13 protein-coding genes, 3 tRNA genes and 2 pseudogenes are annotated in these 19,486 nt (G+C 39.2%); 8 read left to right on the forward strand and 10 right to left on the reverse strand.

Going from position 1 to position 19,486, the window contains the following annotated elements:
- Positions 1-97: 97 nt before the first annotated feature.
- Together dnaQ and rnhA are read right to left on the reverse strand one after the other, a co-directional pair.
- Positions 98-835 (reverse strand): annotated as a pseudogene (gene dnaQ / locus ACK1JC_RS06490) (DNA polymerase III subunit epsilon); the annotation flags it as partial.
- Positions 836-1,191: 356 nt separating this feature from the next.
- Positions 1,192-1,609, reverse strand: a pseudogene (gene rnhA, locus ACK1JC_RS06495) (ribonuclease HI); the annotation flags it as partial.
- 216 nt (positions 1,610-1,825) lie between these two features.
- On the opposite strand from rnhA, the gene ACK1JC_RS06500 reads away from it, so the two are divergent.
- The 6 genes from ACK1JC_RS06500 (at position 1,826) to ACK1JC_RS06525 (ending at position 12,240) form a co-directional block, all read left to right on the forward strand.
- Positions 1,826-5,164, forward strand: coding sequence for a LysM peptidoglycan-binding domain-containing protein (locus ACK1JC_RS06500; protein WP_409511045.1), 3,339 nt, complete (start codon positions 1,826-1,828; stop codon positions 5,162-5,164).
- Positions 5,165-5,300: 136 nt separating this feature from the next.
- Complete coding sequence (locus ACK1JC_RS06505) at positions 5,301-7,112, forward strand: extracellular solute-binding protein (protein WP_409511046.1); 1,812 nt, start codon at positions 5,301-5,303, stop codon at positions 7,110-7,112.
- A 71-nt stretch (positions 7,113-7,183) separates the two neighbouring features.
- Positions 7,184-8,248: a microcin C ABC transporter permease YejB gene (locus ACK1JC_RS06510; protein ID WP_409511047.1), complete on the forward strand. Its 1,065-nt coding sequence runs from the start codon at positions 7,184-7,186 to the stop codon at positions 8,246-8,248.
- Positions 8,248-9,261 carry an ABC transporter permease gene (locus ACK1JC_RS06515; RefSeq protein WP_409511048.1) on the forward strand — a complete coding sequence of 338 codons (1,014 nt, stop codon included), beginning with the start codon at positions 8,248-8,250 and terminating at the stop codon, positions 9,259-9,261. The genes ACK1JC_RS06510 and ACK1JC_RS06515 overlap by 1 nt, the downstream gene beginning before the upstream one ends.
- Positions 9,236-10,903: an ATP-binding cassette domain-containing protein gene (locus tag ACK1JC_RS06520; RefSeq protein ID WP_409511049.1), complete on the forward strand. Its 1,668-nt coding sequence runs from the start codon at positions 9,236-9,238 to the stop codon at positions 10,901-10,903. The genes ACK1JC_RS06515 and ACK1JC_RS06520 overlap by 26 nt, the downstream gene beginning before the upstream one ends.
- A gap of 92 nt (positions 10,904-10,995) precedes the next feature.
- Complete coding sequence (locus ACK1JC_RS06525; protein WP_409511050.1) at positions 10,996-12,240, forward strand: NADH:flavin oxidoreductase/NADH oxidase family protein; 1,245 nt, start codon at positions 10,996-10,998, stop codon at positions 12,238-12,240.
- A 23-nt stretch (positions 12,241-12,263) separates the two neighbouring features.
- Here ACK1JC_RS06525 and ACK1JC_RS06530 read toward each other — a convergent pair whose 3' ends face one another.
- From ACK1JC_RS06530 to ACK1JC_RS06565, 8 genes are all read right to left on the reverse strand, one after another.
- Positions 12,264-12,443 carry a hypothetical protein gene (locus ACK1JC_RS06530; protein ID WP_409511084.1) on the reverse strand — a complete coding sequence of 60 codons (180 nt, stop codon included), beginning with the start codon at positions 12,441-12,443 and terminating at the stop codon, positions 12,264-12,266.
- The gene (locus ACK1JC_RS06535; protein WP_409511051.1) at positions 12,371-12,964 is read right to left on the reverse strand and encodes a glutathione S-transferase; all 594 of its coding nucleotides are present in this window, start codon (positions 12,962-12,964) and stop codon (positions 12,371-12,373) included. Before ACK1JC_RS06535 ends, ACK1JC_RS06530 begins: the two co-directional genes overlap by 73 nt.
- A gap of 195 nt (positions 12,965-13,159) precedes the next feature.
- Positions 13,160-13,235, reverse strand: a tRNA-Glu gene (locus ACK1JC_RS06540).
- A gap of 42 nt (positions 13,236-13,277) precedes the next feature.
- Positions 13,278-13,353, reverse strand: a tRNA-Glu gene (locus tag ACK1JC_RS06545).
- Positions 13,354-13,483: 130 nt separating this feature from the next.
- A complete protein-coding gene (locus ACK1JC_RS06550) occupies positions 13,484-14,383 on the reverse strand; it encodes a hypothetical protein (RefSeq protein ID WP_409511052.1) in 900 nt (299 codons plus the stop codon).
- 132 nt (positions 14,384-14,515) lie between these two features.
- The gene (locus ACK1JC_RS06555; RefSeq protein ID WP_409511053.1) at positions 14,516-15,940 is read right to left on the reverse strand and encodes an amino acid permease; all 1,425 of its coding nucleotides are present in this window, start codon (positions 15,938-15,940) and stop codon (positions 14,516-14,518) included.
- Between the two features lie 117 nt (positions 15,941-16,057).
- Positions 16,058-16,133, reverse strand: a tRNA-Glu gene (locus tag ACK1JC_RS06560).
- Positions 16,134-16,357: 224 nt separating this feature from the next.
- Entirely contained in the window at positions 16,358-17,785 is a 1,428-nt protein-coding gene (locus ACK1JC_RS06565; RefSeq protein ID WP_409511054.1) for an amino acid permease, read from the reverse strand.
- A 182-nt stretch (positions 17,786-17,967) separates the two neighbouring features.
- Here ACK1JC_RS06565 and ACK1JC_RS06570 point away from each other — a divergent pair, with 182 nt between their 5' ends.
- Positions 17,968-18,435: a YaiI/YqxD family protein gene (locus ACK1JC_RS06570; RefSeq protein ID WP_409511055.1), complete on the forward strand. Its 468-nt coding sequence runs from the start codon at positions 17,968-17,970 to the stop codon at positions 18,433-18,435.
- 99 nt (positions 18,436-18,534) lie between these two features.
- On the forward strand, positions 18,535-19,473 hold the full coding sequence (locus ACK1JC_RS06575; RefSeq protein ID WP_409511056.1) for a DMT family transporter: 939 nt from the start codon (positions 18,535-18,537) through the stop codon (positions 19,471-19,473).
- Positions 19,474-19,486: the final 13 nt, after the last annotated feature.

A 19,486-nucleotide genomic window follows, 5' to 3' on the forward strand; every position in this document is an offset into this window, starting at 1 on the left:
TTCTGTTGTAGTCTCAAAATGAGACGGATTTGTTCTATGTTTTAATATAACTGAAGTCTGTAGCTTTTACAGAAGAAATACACAGTTAAAATAAATTTTATTTGGCAAAAAGGCAAGGTTCATGCTGTTTTTCTTGGAATTCTTTGATCCAGTTCTCATGTGCTTCAAGCTCTTCAGTTGATGGTGTAATGACAGAAAGAGAAACATCAATATTTCTACGTTCACCTTGAAGCTCCATGTTATTTTGATTTGATGAGAGGGCATCAATGTCTAATAAAACCTGTCCACCTGTCATTGCAAGATAAACGTCAGCTAAAATTTCAGCATCGAGTAATGCACCATGGAACGTACGATCACGTTGTGGAATCTCATAACGACGCACTAAAGCATCTAATGAGTTTTTCTGTCCCGGATGTTTACTTTTCGCCATCGCAAGAGTGTCTGTGACTTCACAAACCTCCGATAACGCCTGAAAACCACTACGTTTAAACTCCATGTCAAGGAAGTTCATATCGAAGGTTGCGTTATGCGCAATGATTTCTGCACCTTTTAAATAGTCAAATAAACCTTGTGCAATTTCATCATATTTTGGTTTATCTGTTAAAAACTCATCCGTAATACCATGGATTCGTTCAGAGTCACCGACTTCTTTACCAGGATTAATATAAATATGAATTGAACTACCTGTCAGCTTGCGATTGATCATTTCAATTGCACCGACCTCAATAATACGGTCAGTATCTTGAAAATAGAAACCTGTAGTTTCCGTATCTAAAATGAGTTGGCGAGTTCCTTGTAAATTTTTTGTCGCAGGGGTAATCACAATTTGTGGATGTAACTCGGTCATATTCTTTATTGTCGTTGTTGGTTGAATGTCAGTCATATTATGTTGAATGCTTGATGAGGGGTGTTCTGTTGTCGCAGCGTGAGTATTCATCGTATGGGTATGCGTAACACCATCAAATTCAATTGATGTATGTGTTTCTATTTCTATATTATCATTATTGGATAACTCTTCCTCAGGTTCGGATTCCATCAAATCGAAGCCGAAGGGATCGTCGAGTAACCAATCTTGTTCAGCTTTTTTTTTAGCGTCAACACTTGCTTGCTCAGATGGGACAGTTTCAATGCTTGAGACTAAGGTACTTGGTAAAATGGATTGTGTTAAACCACCTTTTTTCATTTGTTCTACGGTTTTTTCTACGCCTAAATTTGCCAATTGATCTGCCATTTCATTGCCTGGATGACCTGCATGACCTTTAATCCAATTCCATTCAATGTCACGACCTTGGCAAGTTTGGTCTAACTTTTTCCAAAGATCGGGATTTTTAACATCTTTCCAATTTTTCTTTTTCCAACCTTGAATCCATTCGGTAATGCCACGTTTTACATAGTTAGAATCTGTCCATAAGATGAGTTTTGCGTTGGTCGGGCAAAATGCAATTCCTTCAATGGCTGCGGTCAACTCCATACGATTATTGGTAGTTTCAACTTCACCACCACACAATTTATGCTCTGCTGTTTCAGTAATGATATACGCACCCCACCCCCCTAAGCCAGGATTGCCTTTACATGCACCATCGACATAAAGCGTAATTGTTTCAGACATAGTTTGGACCAACGAATTAAATTTAAGAGTTGAACATCGGGGTTGAAGAATTTATTGTATACGCAAATCGGCGATTTCAGTGCCCGATCTCGGTTTTTTTTAATTTCTTGTAACATTTATATGCAAATTGCATGCACTTCGTGCCTTGTTTGTATTGGGTGCTCAATTAAAATGGCTTTTATAAAATAATTTACTATGCGTTGTTCGGAATCCTGTATGTCTAAACCAACCACAGCAGTGTGGCAGCCCTCTGCTCCAAATATTTTCAAATTTTCGCTTTTAACGTCTGCATTGGCAGCATTAGGTTTAGCGACAGGTTGTTCCTCAACCCCAAATACAGGCAAAGTCCAATCTTCCAAACAGTTAGGAATGTTGGATGCCAATAGTTTAGATTCACTTGAAGATTTACTTTCTGCAACCGATATGCGTGCAGTAGAGGGTGATCGTCTCTTGATTTTAAAACATGGTGATGTGTGGAAGCGCATGACAGTGGGTTTTAAAATGGATGAAAATCGTTGGGATTCTCGTATTGAAGCACAGCGTAGTTGGTTTATTTCACGTCAGCCTTATATCGATCGTTTAAGCGCACGAGCGAGTCGTTATTTGTATCACACGGTAAAAGAAGCAGAGCGTCGTGGTTTACCGACTGAGCTGGCATTACTCCCAGTCATTGAAAGTTCATATGATCCAGCTGCAACGAGTAGTGCAGCGGCTGCAGGGATGTGGCAGTTTATTCCCAGTACAGGAAAGATTTACGGCTTAAAACAAAATACGGCTTATGATGGTCGCCGTGATGTTGTTGAATCAACACGTGCAGCCTATGAGTTTTTAGGTAGTTTATACAATCAGTTTGGTTCATGGGAGCTGGCACTTGCGGCTTATAATGCGGGACCAGGACGAATTCAACAGGCGATTAACCGAAATCAAGCGGCAGGTTTGCCAACTGATTATTGGTCTTTAAAATTACCGCAAGAAACCATGAATTATGTACCACGTTTCTTGGCAGTTGCACAAATTATTAAAACACCCTCAAATTATGGGGTGAGTTTACCACCTATTGCTAACCGTCCGCATTTCCGTGAAGTAGCAGTTGCACCAGGATCATCCCTAAATCAGATTGCTGCGAGTGTTGGTTTAAGCCGTGCTGAGTTGTATCAATTAAATCCTGGTCATCGTGGTGAAGTGGTCGATGCATCAAGCACAATGCGTATTTTAATTCCTGCTGATGTTAATCCTTCAGTCGATGCAAAATTACGTACATTGTCCGCATCATCAGGAGGATTGTGGGCAACGTCTGTACCTACAGCGACCACGCAGTCATCAAACACATTGACACAAACAATTACGCCTTCAAAAATGACACCTCCGTCATTGAACTCATCGACGACAGCTAGTGTGACGACACGCCCTGCGACAACAACAGCCCCAACCAACCCAATAACAACAAACGCCATTACAACATTAAAAAATACCCCTCAGGGTGCTAATGCTTTAGCAAATTTTGCATCTAATGCTGATATTCCGAGCGCGCCACGTATTCCTGTTGCTGTAACGCAAGCTAAAAATATTCAACCGGTGAGAGTTGAGCCACCGATTTCAAGTCAAGAAATAAAGCAAATTCAGGAAGCTGTTAAAGCTGAAGGCTTGAAAGAGTCTGTTAAACAAGTTCTTGAACCGCAGCCAACTCAAGCTGAAAGAGAAGCGGTGGTACGTGAACTGACAGCACTTGCACCACAAGGTACAGAAGTCGTTGATCCTGCTGATGGCAAAATTAAGCTCACAGCAATTCAAACAAGTCAGTCGGTTGCACAGCAAAAAGGTCAGGAAGTTACAGTTGGTTTTGCTTACCCGAAAGGTTTAGCAGAAGCAAATGTAGTAACACCTGAAGAAGCGAAGCTAAATCAAGGTAAAACGTTCACTAAAACAGATAGTGATGTAGTTGTCGTACCACCAAAAGGAAAACGCAGTACTTATATTGTTTTACCTGGAGATACTTTAGCAACTATTGCATTAAAAAATGGTGTGAACTGGCGTGATGTTGCCAAATGGAACCAAGTCGATCCAAGTACAACACTGTATGTGGGAACAACGCTATATTTATATGATGCAAAACCACAAGTAGATACTTCGGAAGTCATTAAAAAAGTTGATCCGAAGTTAAGCTCTTATGTGGTTAAACCCAATGATAGTCTGACAGGCGTTGCTGAGCAATTTGGCTTAAGTGTTTCTGATTTAGCCAATATGAATAACTTGACAGTTACAAGTAACTTATTGGTTGGGCAGAAGTTAAATCTTGTTGCATCTGCTAAAAAAGCAGAGCCGACAAAAGCTCAGACAAATGAGACACATTCGACTAAACAAGCAGCTAAAATTAAGACCAAAACTTACACCGTACAACGTGGTGAATATTTAAAACTCATTGCAGATCGTTATGCATTGTCTAATCAAGAACTTGCTGACTTAACATCGGGACTATCTGCAAACAGTAGCTTGATGGTTGGGCAAAAAATTAATGTTCCTTTAAATGAGGTCGCGAAAGACAGTACAGCTAAACTTGAATCTAAAGTGGTCGATCAGACCAAGTTTAAAGATGTCAAAGCCGATAGCGAATATAAAACCACACAGCTCAAAACGGAAAGTTATAAAGTTCAAAGTGGTGACACGCTTTCAAGTATTGCGATGCAGTCTAAAATGACATTATCTGAACTTGCCGATTTAAATAATCTATCAACCTCTAAAGGTTTGATGGCGGGTCAAACACTCAAAATTCCGGCAGGAAGTGTAACGCCTGACAGTTATACTGTGCAGTCGGGTGATAGTCTGATTGCGGTAGCGGCAAAGTATAATTTGTCTGTAAGTCAAGTTGCCGATTGGAATAATATCAATACCAATGCGGGTTTATTTGTTGGGCAGAAGCTTAAATTGAATGATGATGGTCATTCTAAAACAGTAGCGAAACAGGAAAAAGTTGCACAAGATAAGACGACACAAGACAGCACAAAACAAGATAAAGCGAAGCAAGAAAAACTGAGCGATATTTATGTGGTGAAATCGGGTGATACACTTGCAAGTGTGGCGAAAAAGTATCATTTACAGTTAAATTTTCTCGCTGACTTAAATGGTCTATCTCGCACAGCTCAAATTCAGGTTGGGCAACGCCTTAAAACTGATGGAGAATTACCCAATAAATCCGCAGTGGCTAAAGACAAAGAGGAAGTAATAACCAATGCAAAAAGTAGTTCAAAAGTTACAGGTAAAAATACTGAAGCGTATACAGTAAAAGCGGGAGATTCACTGAATGCTATTGCGAGTCGTACGGGAATACCTGTACAACAACTTGCACAGTTGAATGACCTGAATGCTAAAGCAGGGTTACAGCGTGGACAGCAAATTTTAGTACCAAAAACGGTGACTGAATATAAAGTTCGTAGTGGTGACTCACTGATCCGTCTTGCTTCAAAATATAATATGGATGTGAGTACTTTGGCTGAAATGAATGATTTGAAGCCAAATTCACCTTTACGTTTAGGCGCAGTAATTAAAGTTCCGAATTGAGTGAATGATCTATTCACAACATCTGAAATAAAGCTCAAAATACAGCGCATTTGAAATGCGCTGTATTTGTTTATATAAGGAAAAGGAAACCCAGTTGATGCAAATGTGTGGTTTAAGGCAACAGGATGTTAAATATATGCTAGGTATATTCCTTGCACTATTAAGTCCATTGACATGGTCAGCTGTGCAGACTATGCCTTATATTGCCACGCACACGCAGCCGAAATATACGCATCTTAAAGTCATGCCTTATGCTAATGCGACTGCGCCCAAAGGTGGAGCACTGAGCCGAGCGAGTCAGGGAACTTTTGACAATTTAAACAGTATGAATGGGCGAGGTACTGAAACGCAGGGTGTTAATTATTTATTTGATACTTTGATGGATCCATCATTAGATGAACCGGGTGTTTTGTACCCACTATTAGCGGAGCGTGTAACTTTTGATGTTAATCAACCTAAAGACATTATTTTTCATTTAAATCCTCAAGCACGTTTTAGTAATAGCATGGCATTGACGGCTGAAGATGTGAAGTATACTTTTGATTTATATCAGCAAAAATCGAATTTGGGTTTGCAGATGTATTTATCTGACTTAGTGAAAACCGAAGTCATCTCAAAATATACAGTGAAAATGACTTTTAAAAATAATAAAAATGTTGAAATGCCGCGGATTGTTGCGACTTTGCCAATTTATTCGAGTGCAGAGTGGAAAAAACGTGATTTTAGTAAAGCGACTTTGCAACCGATTTTAGGTTCAGGACCTTATGTGATAGATCGTATTGATGCCGGGCGCAGTATTCGCTATAAACGTAACCCTAATTATTGGGGGCGTACTTTGCCGGTCAATATGGGTCGCTATAATTTTGATACATTGACTTATGTGTATTATCGTAATAACGAGGTTGCCTTTGAGGGATTTAAATCGGGGCAATATACTTTGCATGAAGAGTTATTTACACGAACGTGGGTCACAGGCTACAACTTTCCTGCGGTAACAGCAGGCATGGTAAAAAAATTAGCAATCAAAACAGCCAAACCTGTCGCAACGCAGACTTTTGTGATGAATAATCGTCGCAGTCCATTCAATGATATTCATTTTCGTCAGGCAATCAGTTATGCCTATGATTTTGAATGGATGAATAAGGCGTTGTTTTATGGTCAATATCAAAGGTTACAAAGTTATTTTCAAAATAGTGAATTAGCAGCAACAGGTACGCCTAGCCCTACTGAAATGTTATTTTTAAAACCTATTTTGCCTCGCCTGAATCCTGTACAGCGTCAGGCTGTACTTGCAGAATGGAAAGCGCCTGTAAGTGATGCAAGTGGTTTTAACCGTAAAAACTTACTTGAAGCTCGACAGATTTTGCTTAAGGCAGGTTATCGTTATCACAATGGATTATTACTCGACCTGAAAAATAAACCCATTCGTATCGAATTTTTACTTGATCCTGAAAAACCGCAACAGAGTGTTATTCCATTTGTACGCAATTTGAAGAAGTTAGGAATTTCAGTCAGTATTCGTCAGGTTGATGTCCCTCAATATTTGGAAAGGAAACGTAAAGCCGATTTTGATATGACCATGAATGAAATGCCACAATCGTTGACGCCTGGTAATGAACAGATGCAGATGTGGGGTAGTCATGCTGCAAATGAGGTCGGTAATTACAATTATGCAGGTATTCGTAACGCCGTGATTGATCAAGCAATACAAGAGGTGATTGATGCACCGAATCGGCAACAATTGATTATTCAAACTAAAATTCTCGATCGTTTGTTACGTTCGGGCTATTATCAAATTCTCACTGGGGCAAAAGATAAGACATGGTTGGCGTATTGGAATATCTATCAGCAACCAAGTCGGCAAGCGCGACTGTCTATTGGGCTTGATTATTGGTGGGTCGATGCGATGCAGGCTCAAAAAGTGAGCCGTTATCTGCGTAAACCATAAATTAAGTCAGCTATACGTTGAATCTATCATCAGGTGATGTCTTGATACGAAACCATGCAAAGTAGGTCATTATGAGTCAATATATTTTAAAAAGACTACTGTTGATTATTCCGACATTGTTGGCAATATTATTGATTAATTTTGTGGTGATTCAAATTGCACCTGGTGGACCTGTGGAGCAAGCTGTTCATCAGGCTGAAAATTTTCAAGGAATGGCACAACAAGGTGCTTTGAGTGGTATCAGTGATAGCCATTATCGTGGTGGGCAGGGGTTAAGTGATGACATGATCGCTAAAATTGAAGCGCAATATGGCTTCGATAAACCGATGCATGAACGCTTTTGGCTGATGTTAAAAGGCTACATGCATTTTGATTTTGGTACGAGTTTTTTTAAGGATAAAACGGTCACGGCATTGATTATGGAGAAAATGCCTGTGACCATATCGCTTGGACTGTGGAGTACCTTGCTGATTTATCTGATTTCTATTCCACTTGGTATTCGTAAAGCACGCTTACATGGTACGGTATTTGATCGTACAACATCTTTACTGCTTGCAGTGGGCTATGCAGTGCCGGTCTTTGTCTTTGCGGTCTTACTGATTGTATTTTTTGCAGGTGGATCATATTTTCAATGGTTTCCGCTACAGGGTTTAGCCTCTGAAAATTTTGCATCCCTAAGCTTGATTGGAAAAATTACCGATTACTTTTGGCATATGGCTTTACCATTGTTGACGATGTTGTTGGGTAGTTTTGCTAGCTTAACGTATTTGACCAAATACTCATTTATAGAAGAAATGCATAAGCCTTATGTGGTGTCTGCGCGCGCAAAAGGCTTGTCTGAAAATCGTGTGTTGTATGGGCATGTCTTTCGCAATGCAATGCTCGTTGTCATCGCAGGTTTACCCGAAGCTTTAGTGGGTATTTTTTTGATGGGCAATGTTTTTATTGAAATTATTTTTAATCTTGATGGCATAGGTTTGCTCGGTTTTGAGGCGATTCAACAACGAGATTATCCAGTCATTTTTGGTACTTTATTTATTTTTACTCTGGTTGGTTTGTTACTTCGTTTAGTGGGTGATGTGCTGTATCAAATTATTGATCCACGCATTAGCTTTGATCTTTGGGGTGCAAAATAATGTCACCTTTAATGAGCGCTCGATTTCAAAGATTTCGACAGCATAAATTAGGTTTTGGCTGTTTTAACCTATTTATGTTGATTTTTATTGCCACATTGGCTGTGCAATGGATCGCTAATGATAAGCCGATTTTGATTAAATATGATCAGCAGTATTATTTTCCGATTGTTAAAGCTTACCCTGAAACAACATTTGATGGGGTTTTTGAAACTGAAGCTGATTATAAAGATCCTGCTGTACAACAACTCGTTGAAGCCAAAGGTTGGATGATATGGCCACTGATTCCATACGCAGATCAAACGCCTAATTTGGCACTCGATGTACCTGTACCTTCTGCACCATCAGCACAAAATTGGCTCGGTACAGATGATCAAGGACGAGATGTTTTGGCGCGTTTACTCTACGGTTTGCGTGTGTCTTTGCTCTTTGGTTTAGGTTTGACCTTACTTGCCTCTTTGATTGGAATCTGTGTCGGTGCAATTCAAGGCTATTATGGAGGATGGGTCGATCTGATTGGGCAGCGTATTATTGAAGTTTGGGGTGGCTTGCCGACACTGTTTATGGTCATGGTTTTGGTGAGTATTTTGACCCCCAGCGTGTATTGGCTTTTTGTGATTATGTTGCTTTTCGGATGGTCATCCTTAGTTGGTTTGGTACGTGCCGAATTTTTACGGGCACGTCATTTGGATTATGTTCGTGCAGCACGAGCGCTCGGTGTACGTGACCACGTGATTATGTTTCGGCATATTTTACCCAACGCCATGAGTTCGGCATTATCACAAATTCCATTTATGTTGACTGCAAATATTACAGCACTAACGGCGCTTGATTTTCTTGGTTATGGCTTACCACCGGGTTCAGCATCAATTGGTGAGTTATTGCTACAAGGAAAAAATAATTTAAATGCACCGTGGCTAGCATTGTCTGGATTTTTTACTTTGGCTTTGGTGCTTTCTTTACTCATTTATATTGGAGAGGCAGCACGAGATGCATTCGATCCACGACAACACTAAAACAAATCAAGTGAGTACACCAAATGCTGAACCAATCAAAGAAAAACTCTTATCAGTTGAGCATTTAAGTATTCAATATCAACAACAAATGTTGGTACAGAACCTAAATTTTGATTTGCATAGTAATGAAATATTAGCCATTGTAGGAGAAAGTGGTTCAGGAAAATCATTAACGGCTTTGGCGATGCTGAATTTATTGCCGAATGGCTTGAAAGCCTCGGGAAAGATTAATTATCACAATCTAGATTTAAATCAAAGTCAAAGTTCAAATAAAGATCTAGTCCAGGATGTTTTACAGCTGAATGATGTTGAGCTTAGACAACTTCGCGGTCAAAGAATTGCAATGATTTTTCAAGAGCCGATGACAGCACTCAATCCATTGCATCGTGTAGAGAAAATTGTCGGTGAAGTACTAATATTATCGGGTTTAACACAAGAACAGGCACGCAAAAAGTCAGTTGCATTGTTGCAAGATGTTGGACTTGAAGATGCTGGATTTCTATTGAAACGTTATCCGCATGAATTGTCAGGTGGTGAGCGTCAGCGTGTGATGATTGCGGCGGCATTGGCAACTGAACCTGACATTATTATTGCAGATGAGCCGACGACGGCTTTAGATGTAACCTCACAAGCACATGTATTGAATTTATTGCAATTGTTGATGTTGAACAAAAAAATGGCATTGATTTTGATTAGCCATGATTTGAATCTTGTTCATCGATATGCCAATCATGTCATTGTGATGCATCAAGGTGTTATTGAAGAACAAGGTTCAGTTCGGGACATTTTTCAGCATGCTAAATCGGACTATACACAACACTTACTTGATCATGATTATGGACAACCCAATGGGTTACCCGAAAATGCAGAACGTATCCTGACTTTAGAAAAGGTTGGGGTTAGATTTCCAATAAAGACAGGTTTACTCAATCGGATCAAAGATTATGTGGTTGCTGTAGAGCCACTCAACTTACGCCTAAAGCAAGGTGAAAGTGTTGGCATTGTGGGTGAAAGTGGTGCAGGAAAATCATCACTTGCCTTGGCTGTAGCACGTTTGATTGAAAGTTCAGGTCAGATTTATTTAGTCAATCAAGATTTGAATAAACTTAAAGAGCGTAAATTACGTCCTTTACGTGCCGATTTTCAAATTGTGTTTCAAGATCCATTTTCAAGTTTAAATCCTCGCATGAATGTGGAACAGTTAATTGCAGAAGGTTTAGCATTACGTAATCCAAAAATGCAGGATGTTGATGCGCAGATTGATGATGTTTTGCAACGTGTAGAGCTTTCAACAGCATTTCGTTTGCGTTATCCCAGTGAATTGTCGGGTGGGCAAAGACAGCGTGTGGCATTGGCTCGGGCATTGGTCTTAAAGCCGAAGTTACTTATTTTAGATGAGCCAACCTCGGCATTGGATCAAAGTACGCAAGGTTCAATGATTCGTCTATTGAGAAAATTACAACTGCAAGACCAAATGAGTTATTTGTTGATTAGCCATGATTTACATGTTGTACGTGCCTTGTGTCAGAAAGTCATGGTACTACGTGATGCAGAAGTGGTGGAGTTTCAAGACACGGAATCGTTATTTGAAAAGCCTTTACATGAATATACGCAACGATTGATTAAAGCGAGTCTCTATTAATACTGCACTTTTCAATTTGACAAACAGTATTGTCAACTTTAAACTCAGTACGAAATTAGGTAGAGTAAAAACTCTAAAAGGAAGCCAGAATAATGAATCGAATTGCTGAACCCTTAAAAATTAAAAATACCACATTCAAAAACCGAATCATTAAAGGTGCAATGAGTGAGGCACTTGCCAACCAAGCAGGACAACCGAACCATTTGCATTTGGGATTGTATGAGGCATGGGCAAAAGGCGGTTTAGGTTGTGCGATTACAGGCAATGTGATGGTTGACTACCGTGCTAAAAATGAGCCGGGTGTGGTCGTCATCGAAACCGAGCGTGATCTTGTAAAGCTTAAAGAATGGGCAGATATCGGTAAGAAATATGGCATGGTGCAATTAATTCAATTGTCACATCCAGGTCGCCAGTGTCCTAAAGGGTTAAATAAAGAAACAGTTGCGCCTTCTGCTGTGCCTTTCAGTCCATTGTTGGCAACAACCTTTGCCACGCCTCGCGAGTTGCGTGAGGATGAAATTCTCGACATTATTCAGCGTTTTGCAACGACTGCGGTGATTTGTGAGAAAGCAGGTTTTGAAGGTATTCAATTGCATGGTGCGCATGGTTATTTGATTAGTGAGTTTTTATCACCGTTGACGAATAAGCGTAATGATCAATGGGGTGGTTCAATTGAAAACCGTATGCGTTTTTTATTGGAAATCTATAAAGCAGTCCGTGCGGAAACTTCAGATAATTTTATTATTTCAGTGAAATTGAACTCTGCCGATTTCCAACGTGGTGGTATTACCGAAGCAGAAGTCGTTGAGGTGTTTAAAGCGATTGATACTGCTGGTATTGATCTCATTGAAATTTCAGGTGGTACTTATGAAGCACCTGCAATGGCAGGTGCAAAAGCTGAAAAACGTAAGCAAAGTAGTATTGCTCGAGAAGCATATTTCCTCGACTTTGCTGAAAAAATTCGTAAAGAAGTGAAGTGCCATTTGATGGTGACAGGCGGTTTCCGTACTGTTGTAGGTATGAATGCTGCTTTGGATAGTGGGGCGTGTGAGTTTATTGGTATTGCACGACCATTGGCTGTAGAAACGGATTTAACAGATCGTCTCATTGCAGGGCAAGATGTGCGTTATGCTGTGGAACAGATTAAAACAGGTATTTCTTTTGTCGATAAAATGGCGATTATGGAAATTATTTGGTATGCAGCACAATTTAAAGCCATTGGTGAAGGTAAAAAGCCAAATCCAAAATTATCACCATTTAAAGTATTTTTAGGTTATGCAAAAAATAATGTGAAGGCAGTGATTCAGGGGCGTGTGAACTCTCGTAAATCGGCTTAAGCTTGATTGCCAAGCTGTTTAAATTACTTTGATGTAATTTTCCAGTAATTTTGAAATAGATCAGCAGACCATTGTCCTTTTTGTAGCGATGCTTGAAAGGCAGGTCTGCTTTTTATTTGCTGTAAATAATTTACGAGTGCAGGGTAATGTGCAAAGTCTGGGGAGGCGTAAGCACTTGCTTGTAGTGGGAACCATAAGAGAATATCTGCATAAGTAAAATCTTCTCCTGTGAGCCAAATTTGATTTTTGGCATGGTTTTTTCTAAGTATGTATTGAGTATTTGCAGTTGTGTTTGAATTTTAGGATTTAAATAACCCTTGTTGAATGCAGCTTTAAAGGCAATACTGACAAAGCGAACAAGCCAAGGTGTTTGCTGAGCTATTTGGCTAAATACTTGTTTGAGGGCAAGACTGGGCATAAAGCTTGCATCAGCATAATGTTGATAAAAACAAAAGCTCCAATAGTCTTGTTGGTTAGGATGGATAATGAGCTTCTGTTGTTTTTGACATAAGTATTCAGCAATTGCACTCGTTTCAGTAAATCTAAGTTGATTTTGTGCATCATTATCTTGTATCAGGAGTGTTGGAAATTTTAACGGTTGTCCATTTTCATTTTTCGTATGCGTGGAATGGATTTCAAGTTGATAATCAAGTTGTAATTCTTCAAGCAGCCAAACGATACGTTGTGAGCGAGAGTTTGGGTGGTGATGTAACTTGAGTTTCATTGTATTTTTATTCTGTAAGTTATTTAGTTTTGATCATAAAGTATATTGTATAAGAAAAATAGAAAATATAAGTCGATAGAATTGCATGTTGATCATGTAAATGAATAAAAGATAAATCAATAAGACATAAAAAAACCTGAATCGCAATGCTCAGGCTTTTTTGTTGAATTAAAAAGTAAATTTCAATTCTGAATGTGGCGTCCCTACGGGGATTCGAACCCCGGTTACCGCCGTGAAAGGGCGATGTCCTAGGCCTCTAGACGATAGGGACAATAGAGTGAGGCACTATCTGAAACTTTTATACCAATTAAATTGGCGTCCCTACGGGGATTCGAACCCCGGTTACCGCCGTGAAAGGGCGATGTCCTAGGCCTCTAGACGATAGGGACGTTTCAGAGGTGGGCGTATATTAGGGTGAATATGGGGATGTGTCAAACCTTTTTCTGAGCCAAAATAGGAAATATCGTTCAGATGTTTAAAAAAGTAGCAAAAAATAGATAATCGTTTAAAAATAAAACGTTATTTGGGGGTTGGGTTTAAAAATAATTCTAAAATATTTTGAATGACTGCAGGGTGTTGCAGATAGCCTGTAATTTTATGTGGTGAATTTACAAAAGTTGAAATTGAAGTGTTAATAATTTCGGGATTAAAATTAAAAGGTTCGTTGATTAATGGGAATGTTGTTAAAAAATCATCGGGTGAATAAAAATTATGCCAATCACCATTTAAACTTGTTGGTCTTGTAATTGGTTGCATCAATTTTGATTGAATCACCTTAAAAGCAAGTGGTGAACCTAGGGTGATAAATCGTTGTATACAATATTCAGCATTGAGTTGTTGCAGGAGATTGTATGCAATGACTGTCCCTAGTGAGTGTGAAACAATAATATATTCTTCGCCTTTTTCTAAGCAGGTTAAAATGCGTTGATGTACTTCATTCATAAATTCAGTATTTGCTAAATATAAATAGGTTTCTATTAAAAACTTATGAATTAAGCTTTCATGTAATTTTGGGAAATTATTAAGAATTAAAGAAAATTCTTTTAAAGCTTTGTCCTTTACGAGTTGTGAGCCTAGATATAGGCGTGTAGAGAGTTTTAAATTTTGATTTGGGGTGAAGTAGGGCAGTATTGGAATACGAGTTGTTGGTGTAACGACACTTGGTTGAGCTTGTACGCACTTGTGTAAGTGGGATTTTAAGAGAGATTTGGGTAAGAAGGCATCTAAATCAAAAGTGTTGCTCAATTGGTGTTCAGTGATTAAGTCGGCATAAAAAGGTAACGCAATATCTAAGTTTTCAATTTTTACGGGGAGATGGAGTTCATTAATACCAAGTTTAAAAATATCAAGCCAATGTTGTTTTAAGCTTTCAGCATTATAGGTTTGTTGATTCATACCATGAATAAAAATAATTTTCATTGTAATGCTTAAATATTCTTATATAGATGATTCTAATTTAAGGATTTTATTGAAAATATGCTGTATCAGAATGTAAAAAAGTGTAGCGAAGGGCTACACTTTTTAAGAAAAATATGGCGTGTTTCAATTGGCTTAGCTTTGATCTTTTGCTTTATAGAATACAGCATAGCTAGTATAGCACAGCGTAATAAAGATCAGACAACTGATGAAACCTGCCCACATTTCAGGATCAAATACCATACTGATACAGGTGATCAAACAGAAGAAGAAACCGAGTATAGGTACTATTGGAAACAGTGGAGCGGCAAAACCTAACTCAGTAGTTGTATGTCCCTCTTTATACCATTGGCGGCGGAAGTTGAATTGGCTGAGACAGATACTCATCCATACAATTACCATGGTAAATGCAGCAACACCCAGTAAGTTTTTGAAAATCAATTCAGGTGAAAATTGTTCTGAAAGTAGCCCAGGTAATGCACCCATCATGGTGACCATTACAGCAACATAAGGAATACCACGCTTGTTGACTTTCGCAAATACTGCAGGTAATTGTTTTTTATTGGAGAGTGCCCACATCATGCGTGATGCTGCAAATAACCCTGAGTTGGCAGCAGACAGAAGTGCGGTGATAATCACAAAACGAATAATATCTACTGCATACGGAATACCAATATGGTTAAACACGGTCACGAAAGGACTGCTACTAACACCGTGAGCATCTAATCCTGCCATGTTATGTGGCAGTAATGCACTGATGACGATGATTGTACCGACAAAGAAAATCAATAAACGCCAAATGGCTGTGTTGATGGCTTTAGGGACATTTTTAGCAGGATCTTCGGTTTCACCTGCTGCAACGCCAATTAGCTCAGTTCCTGAAAAGGCAAAGTTGACAATCAGCATGGTGGTGAAAATAGGAATTAAGCCGTTGGGAAACCAACCTGAAGCAGTCAAGTTGCTAAAGAGTGGTGCAGATTCATAACCTTGATAATTGATGATACCGAAAATAGCCAATAAGCCTAAAATGATAAAGGCAATGACAGTAATGACCTTGACCAATGCAAGCCAAAATTCAGACTCGGCAAACCATCGGGTTGAGCTCATATTTAAGCCAAAGACTACCGCTGCAAAGATAATTGTCCATAGCCACATGGAAATATCAGGAAACCATTCTTGCATGAGTAGTGCAGCAGCAGTAAATTCTGTGCCTAATGTTGCAGCCCAAGTGAGCCAATAGAGCCAAGTGATTGTATAGCCAGTGCCTGGACCAATGTATTTGTTGGCATAGCTACCAAAAGAGCCTGATTCGGGCATGTGTACCGCAAGTTCACCTAAACAAAGCATGACCATGTAAGCAATGATGCCACCAAGGATATAGGAAATGATTGCGCCAACAGGACCAGTTTGAGCAATGACTTCACCAGAACCTAAAAACAAGCCTGTACCAATAGCACCGCCGAGTGAGATCATCACCAAATGACGAGTACTCATTGCACGTTTTAACGGTGCAGAGGAAGATGACTGTACAGCATCCTGCTGAGAGTGTGGAGATTGCATAATAAGAAAGTTAACAACGTGAAGCGGGTTATTGTAGTGATATTATGAAATAGTGCAATTGAGAAATGATGGAAATAAAATTGAGGATGATTTTTATAATAAAGATAAAGCAGAATATGGCGTCCCTACGGGGATTCGAACCCCGGTTACCGCCGTGAAAGGGCGATGTCCTAGGCCTCTAGACGATAGGGACGTTTAGAAGATGGCGCTATAATATGGATATTTAATGGGGCTGTCAAACAAGAAATTGGATTTTTTATAGCATTGTGAATCGATTGGATGAAAAATAGCAAATTAAGATAAAAAGAACATAATTTTTATAGAAAACAGGGGCAAATATTTACCCCTGAATAATTTAATAGACGTTCTACGCACAGTTTTTAACGTATCTGTATTTGATCTTTATAAATCTTCAAATTATTTTTTAGGATGATATAACCAATAGTAACTTGCATAACAGGCTGCCATAAAGATTAAGCAACCAATGAAACCTGAAAGCATTTCAGGGTCTGCAGCCATACTTAACCCCGTAACTGTACAGGCAACAAAGCCGAGAATGGGCACAAGTGGGAATAATGGTGTTTTAAATTTCAATTCGGCAAGAGTATGACCTTCACGCAACCATTTACGTCGGAAATTAAATTGACTCCAGCAAATACTCATCCACACAATGACCATGGTGAATGCTGCAACACCCAGTAGATTTTTAAAGATCACATCTGCGCCAAATTGTTCAGAGAGTAATCCTGGTAAACCACCAATCATGGTTACTAAAATAGCAATAACAGGGGTACCTGATTTGGTCAATTTAGAGAACACGCGGGGTAATTGTTTTTGAACTGAGAGTGCCCACATCATGCGTGATGCAGCATAAAGCCCTGAGTTTGCTGTAGAAAGTAATGCCGTGATAATTACAAAACGAATAATATCTTCTGCATAAGGAATACCAATTAGGTTAAAAACAGAAACAAATGGACTGCTACTTAAACCGCTGCCATGTGAGGCATTGAGTCCCGCATCTTGGTAGGGAAGTAAAGCACTAATGACAATAATAGTGCCGACAAAGAAAATCATCAAACGCCATACTGCAGCATGAATTGCTTTAGGTACATTCTTTTCAGGATTTTCGGTTTCACCTGCGGCAATACCAATCATTTCTGTGCCATTAAATGCAAAATTAACAATTAACATAGTGGCAAAAATTGGAAATAAACCATTTGGAAACCAACCATGCGAAGTCAAATTGCTGAACAGTGGTGCAGAGGTGTAGCCTTCAAAACCAACGAATCCAAAAATAGCAGCAAGTCCAAGCAGGATAAAGATCAGCACAGTACTGACTTTGACAAAAGATAGCCAAAATTCAGATTCGGCAAAAAAACGAGTTGATGATAGATTGGAAACCAATACTGCAATAATAAAAACGAGTGTCCATAGCCAAATAGAAGTGCTTGGAAACCATTCCTGCATCAGTAAAGCGGCTGCGGTAAACTCCGTACCGAGGGTCGCTGACCATCCTAACCAATACATCCAGGACACCATATAACCTGTGCCTGGTCCAATATTCTTAGTCGCAAATGCACCAAATGAACCGGTAACAGGATTATTTACAGCCAGTTCACCGAGGCACAGCATCACCATATAGGCGATTAGACCACCAATAATATAGGAAATAATGGCACCGATCGGGCCTGCCTGAGAGATCACTTGACCTGAGCTAAGAAATAGCCCTGTACCAATGGCACCACCGAGGGACAGCATAATTAAATGCCGTTTAGTCATTGTTCTTTTCAGATGGACTGATGTTCCATCAGCAGGATGATGCTGAGATGGCTGTGAAGATTGCATAATGATGATGGCGATAATTTTAATATTGTATTTTAGAATATAATGTGAAAATTCACAAAATACTTCACAAATACATTTGAATATTTTATCAATGTATGAGAAATCAGAATAAAACTTGAAAATGCATTTTAAATCGAACAGTATTTGTTAGACTGCTCATAAGTGAATTGTTGGAATAGCACGTGTTGCCATTTAAACTTTGGGTCGATGCAGATGCATTGCCAAAAATTCTTCGTGAGGTGATTATTCGTGCCTCAGATCGCTATCAATTGGAAGTGACCTTTGTTGCTAATCAACCAGTAGGTATTACACCATCAATACGGATTAATTCTTTACAAGTCATGCAAGGTTCAGATCAGGCAGACAAAGAAATTATTGAGCGTATGAAAGCGAATGACATTGTCATGACGCAAGATATTCCGCTTGCGGCTCAAGTGATTGAGAAAGGTGGGATCGCGATTCATCCTCGTGGTGAAATCTATACTGAAGCCAATATTAAAGCGCGTTTGCATTTGCGTGATTTTATGGAAACGCTTCGTGGTGCAGGTGTGCAAACTGGTGGACCACCACCGATTTCTGAACGTGATAAACGTGAATTTTCAAGTAGTCTTGATCAGACCATTATGAAGCAGAAACGTAAAACAGCGTAATGTTCGTTGTGGATTTTTTTCAAAGAGCCATTCACCAATTAATGTATATGTAAGAAACAACAGCATCGTTTTGATGTTGTTTTTGTCATTGGAAATAAAATGTCTGCGCAAAATCCTGTTTCACAAAGTAATATCATGCTGACTTATGGTTTGTTGGTGTTTATTTGGGCAACAACGCCACTTGCTATTGTGTGGAGTGTGCAAGATTTACATTTAATGTGGGCATTGGTCATTCGATTTTTTCTTGCATTACCTATTGCACTTGCCTTGCTGTGGTTGCTAAAAATTCATTTTCCCTTCGATAAAGTCGCATTACATAGTTATGTAGCGGGTTCTTTTAGTCTAATGGGTTCGCAATTTTTTACTTACCTTGCAACCAATTATTTAAGCTCAGGCATTATTGCTTTGATGTTTGGTTTGTCACCTATTATGGCGGGTTTAATTGGACGATTTGGCTTTCAACAAAAACTACACCGCCTGCAATGGTTCGGCATGTCCGTATCTGTTTGCGGTCTTGCTGTGATTTGTATGAGTAGTGGTGTAGGACAGCATGTACATCCGATTGGAATCGCTTTAATGCTAATGAGTGTATTTACCTATTGTTTGTCGATTTTTTGGGTGAAAAAAGTCAATGCAACAGTTGAGCCTATGGCGCAAGCAACAGGTTCAATTTTAGTGTCAACAGGGGTTGCAATCGCATTATTGCCCTTTATTTGGCAGTATGCTCCGACGCATATTCCTGAAACCAAATCATTACTTGCGCTGCTTTATACGGTGATTATGGCATCCCTAATTGCGATGTTCTGTTATTTTAAGCTGGTACAAAATATTAAAGCGACGACATTATCATTGACCACAGTGATGACACCTATGTTGGCGATGTTATTTGGTTCAATGTTAAATAATGAAAAACCATCTGCGATGGTATTTGTTGGAGCAGGTATTTTGTTGTCAGGTTTATTTTTATATTTTTATAAAGACTTTAAAGCGAATCGAATATTGGCCGAAAAGTTAAAACATATAGATCATCAGTCATAATGTTGATTATAGC

Source organism: Acinetobacter sp. TY2 (assembly GCF_046269225.1).
Classification (GTDB): domain Bacteria; phylum Pseudomonadota; class Gammaproteobacteria; order Pseudomonadales; family Moraxellaceae; genus Acinetobacter.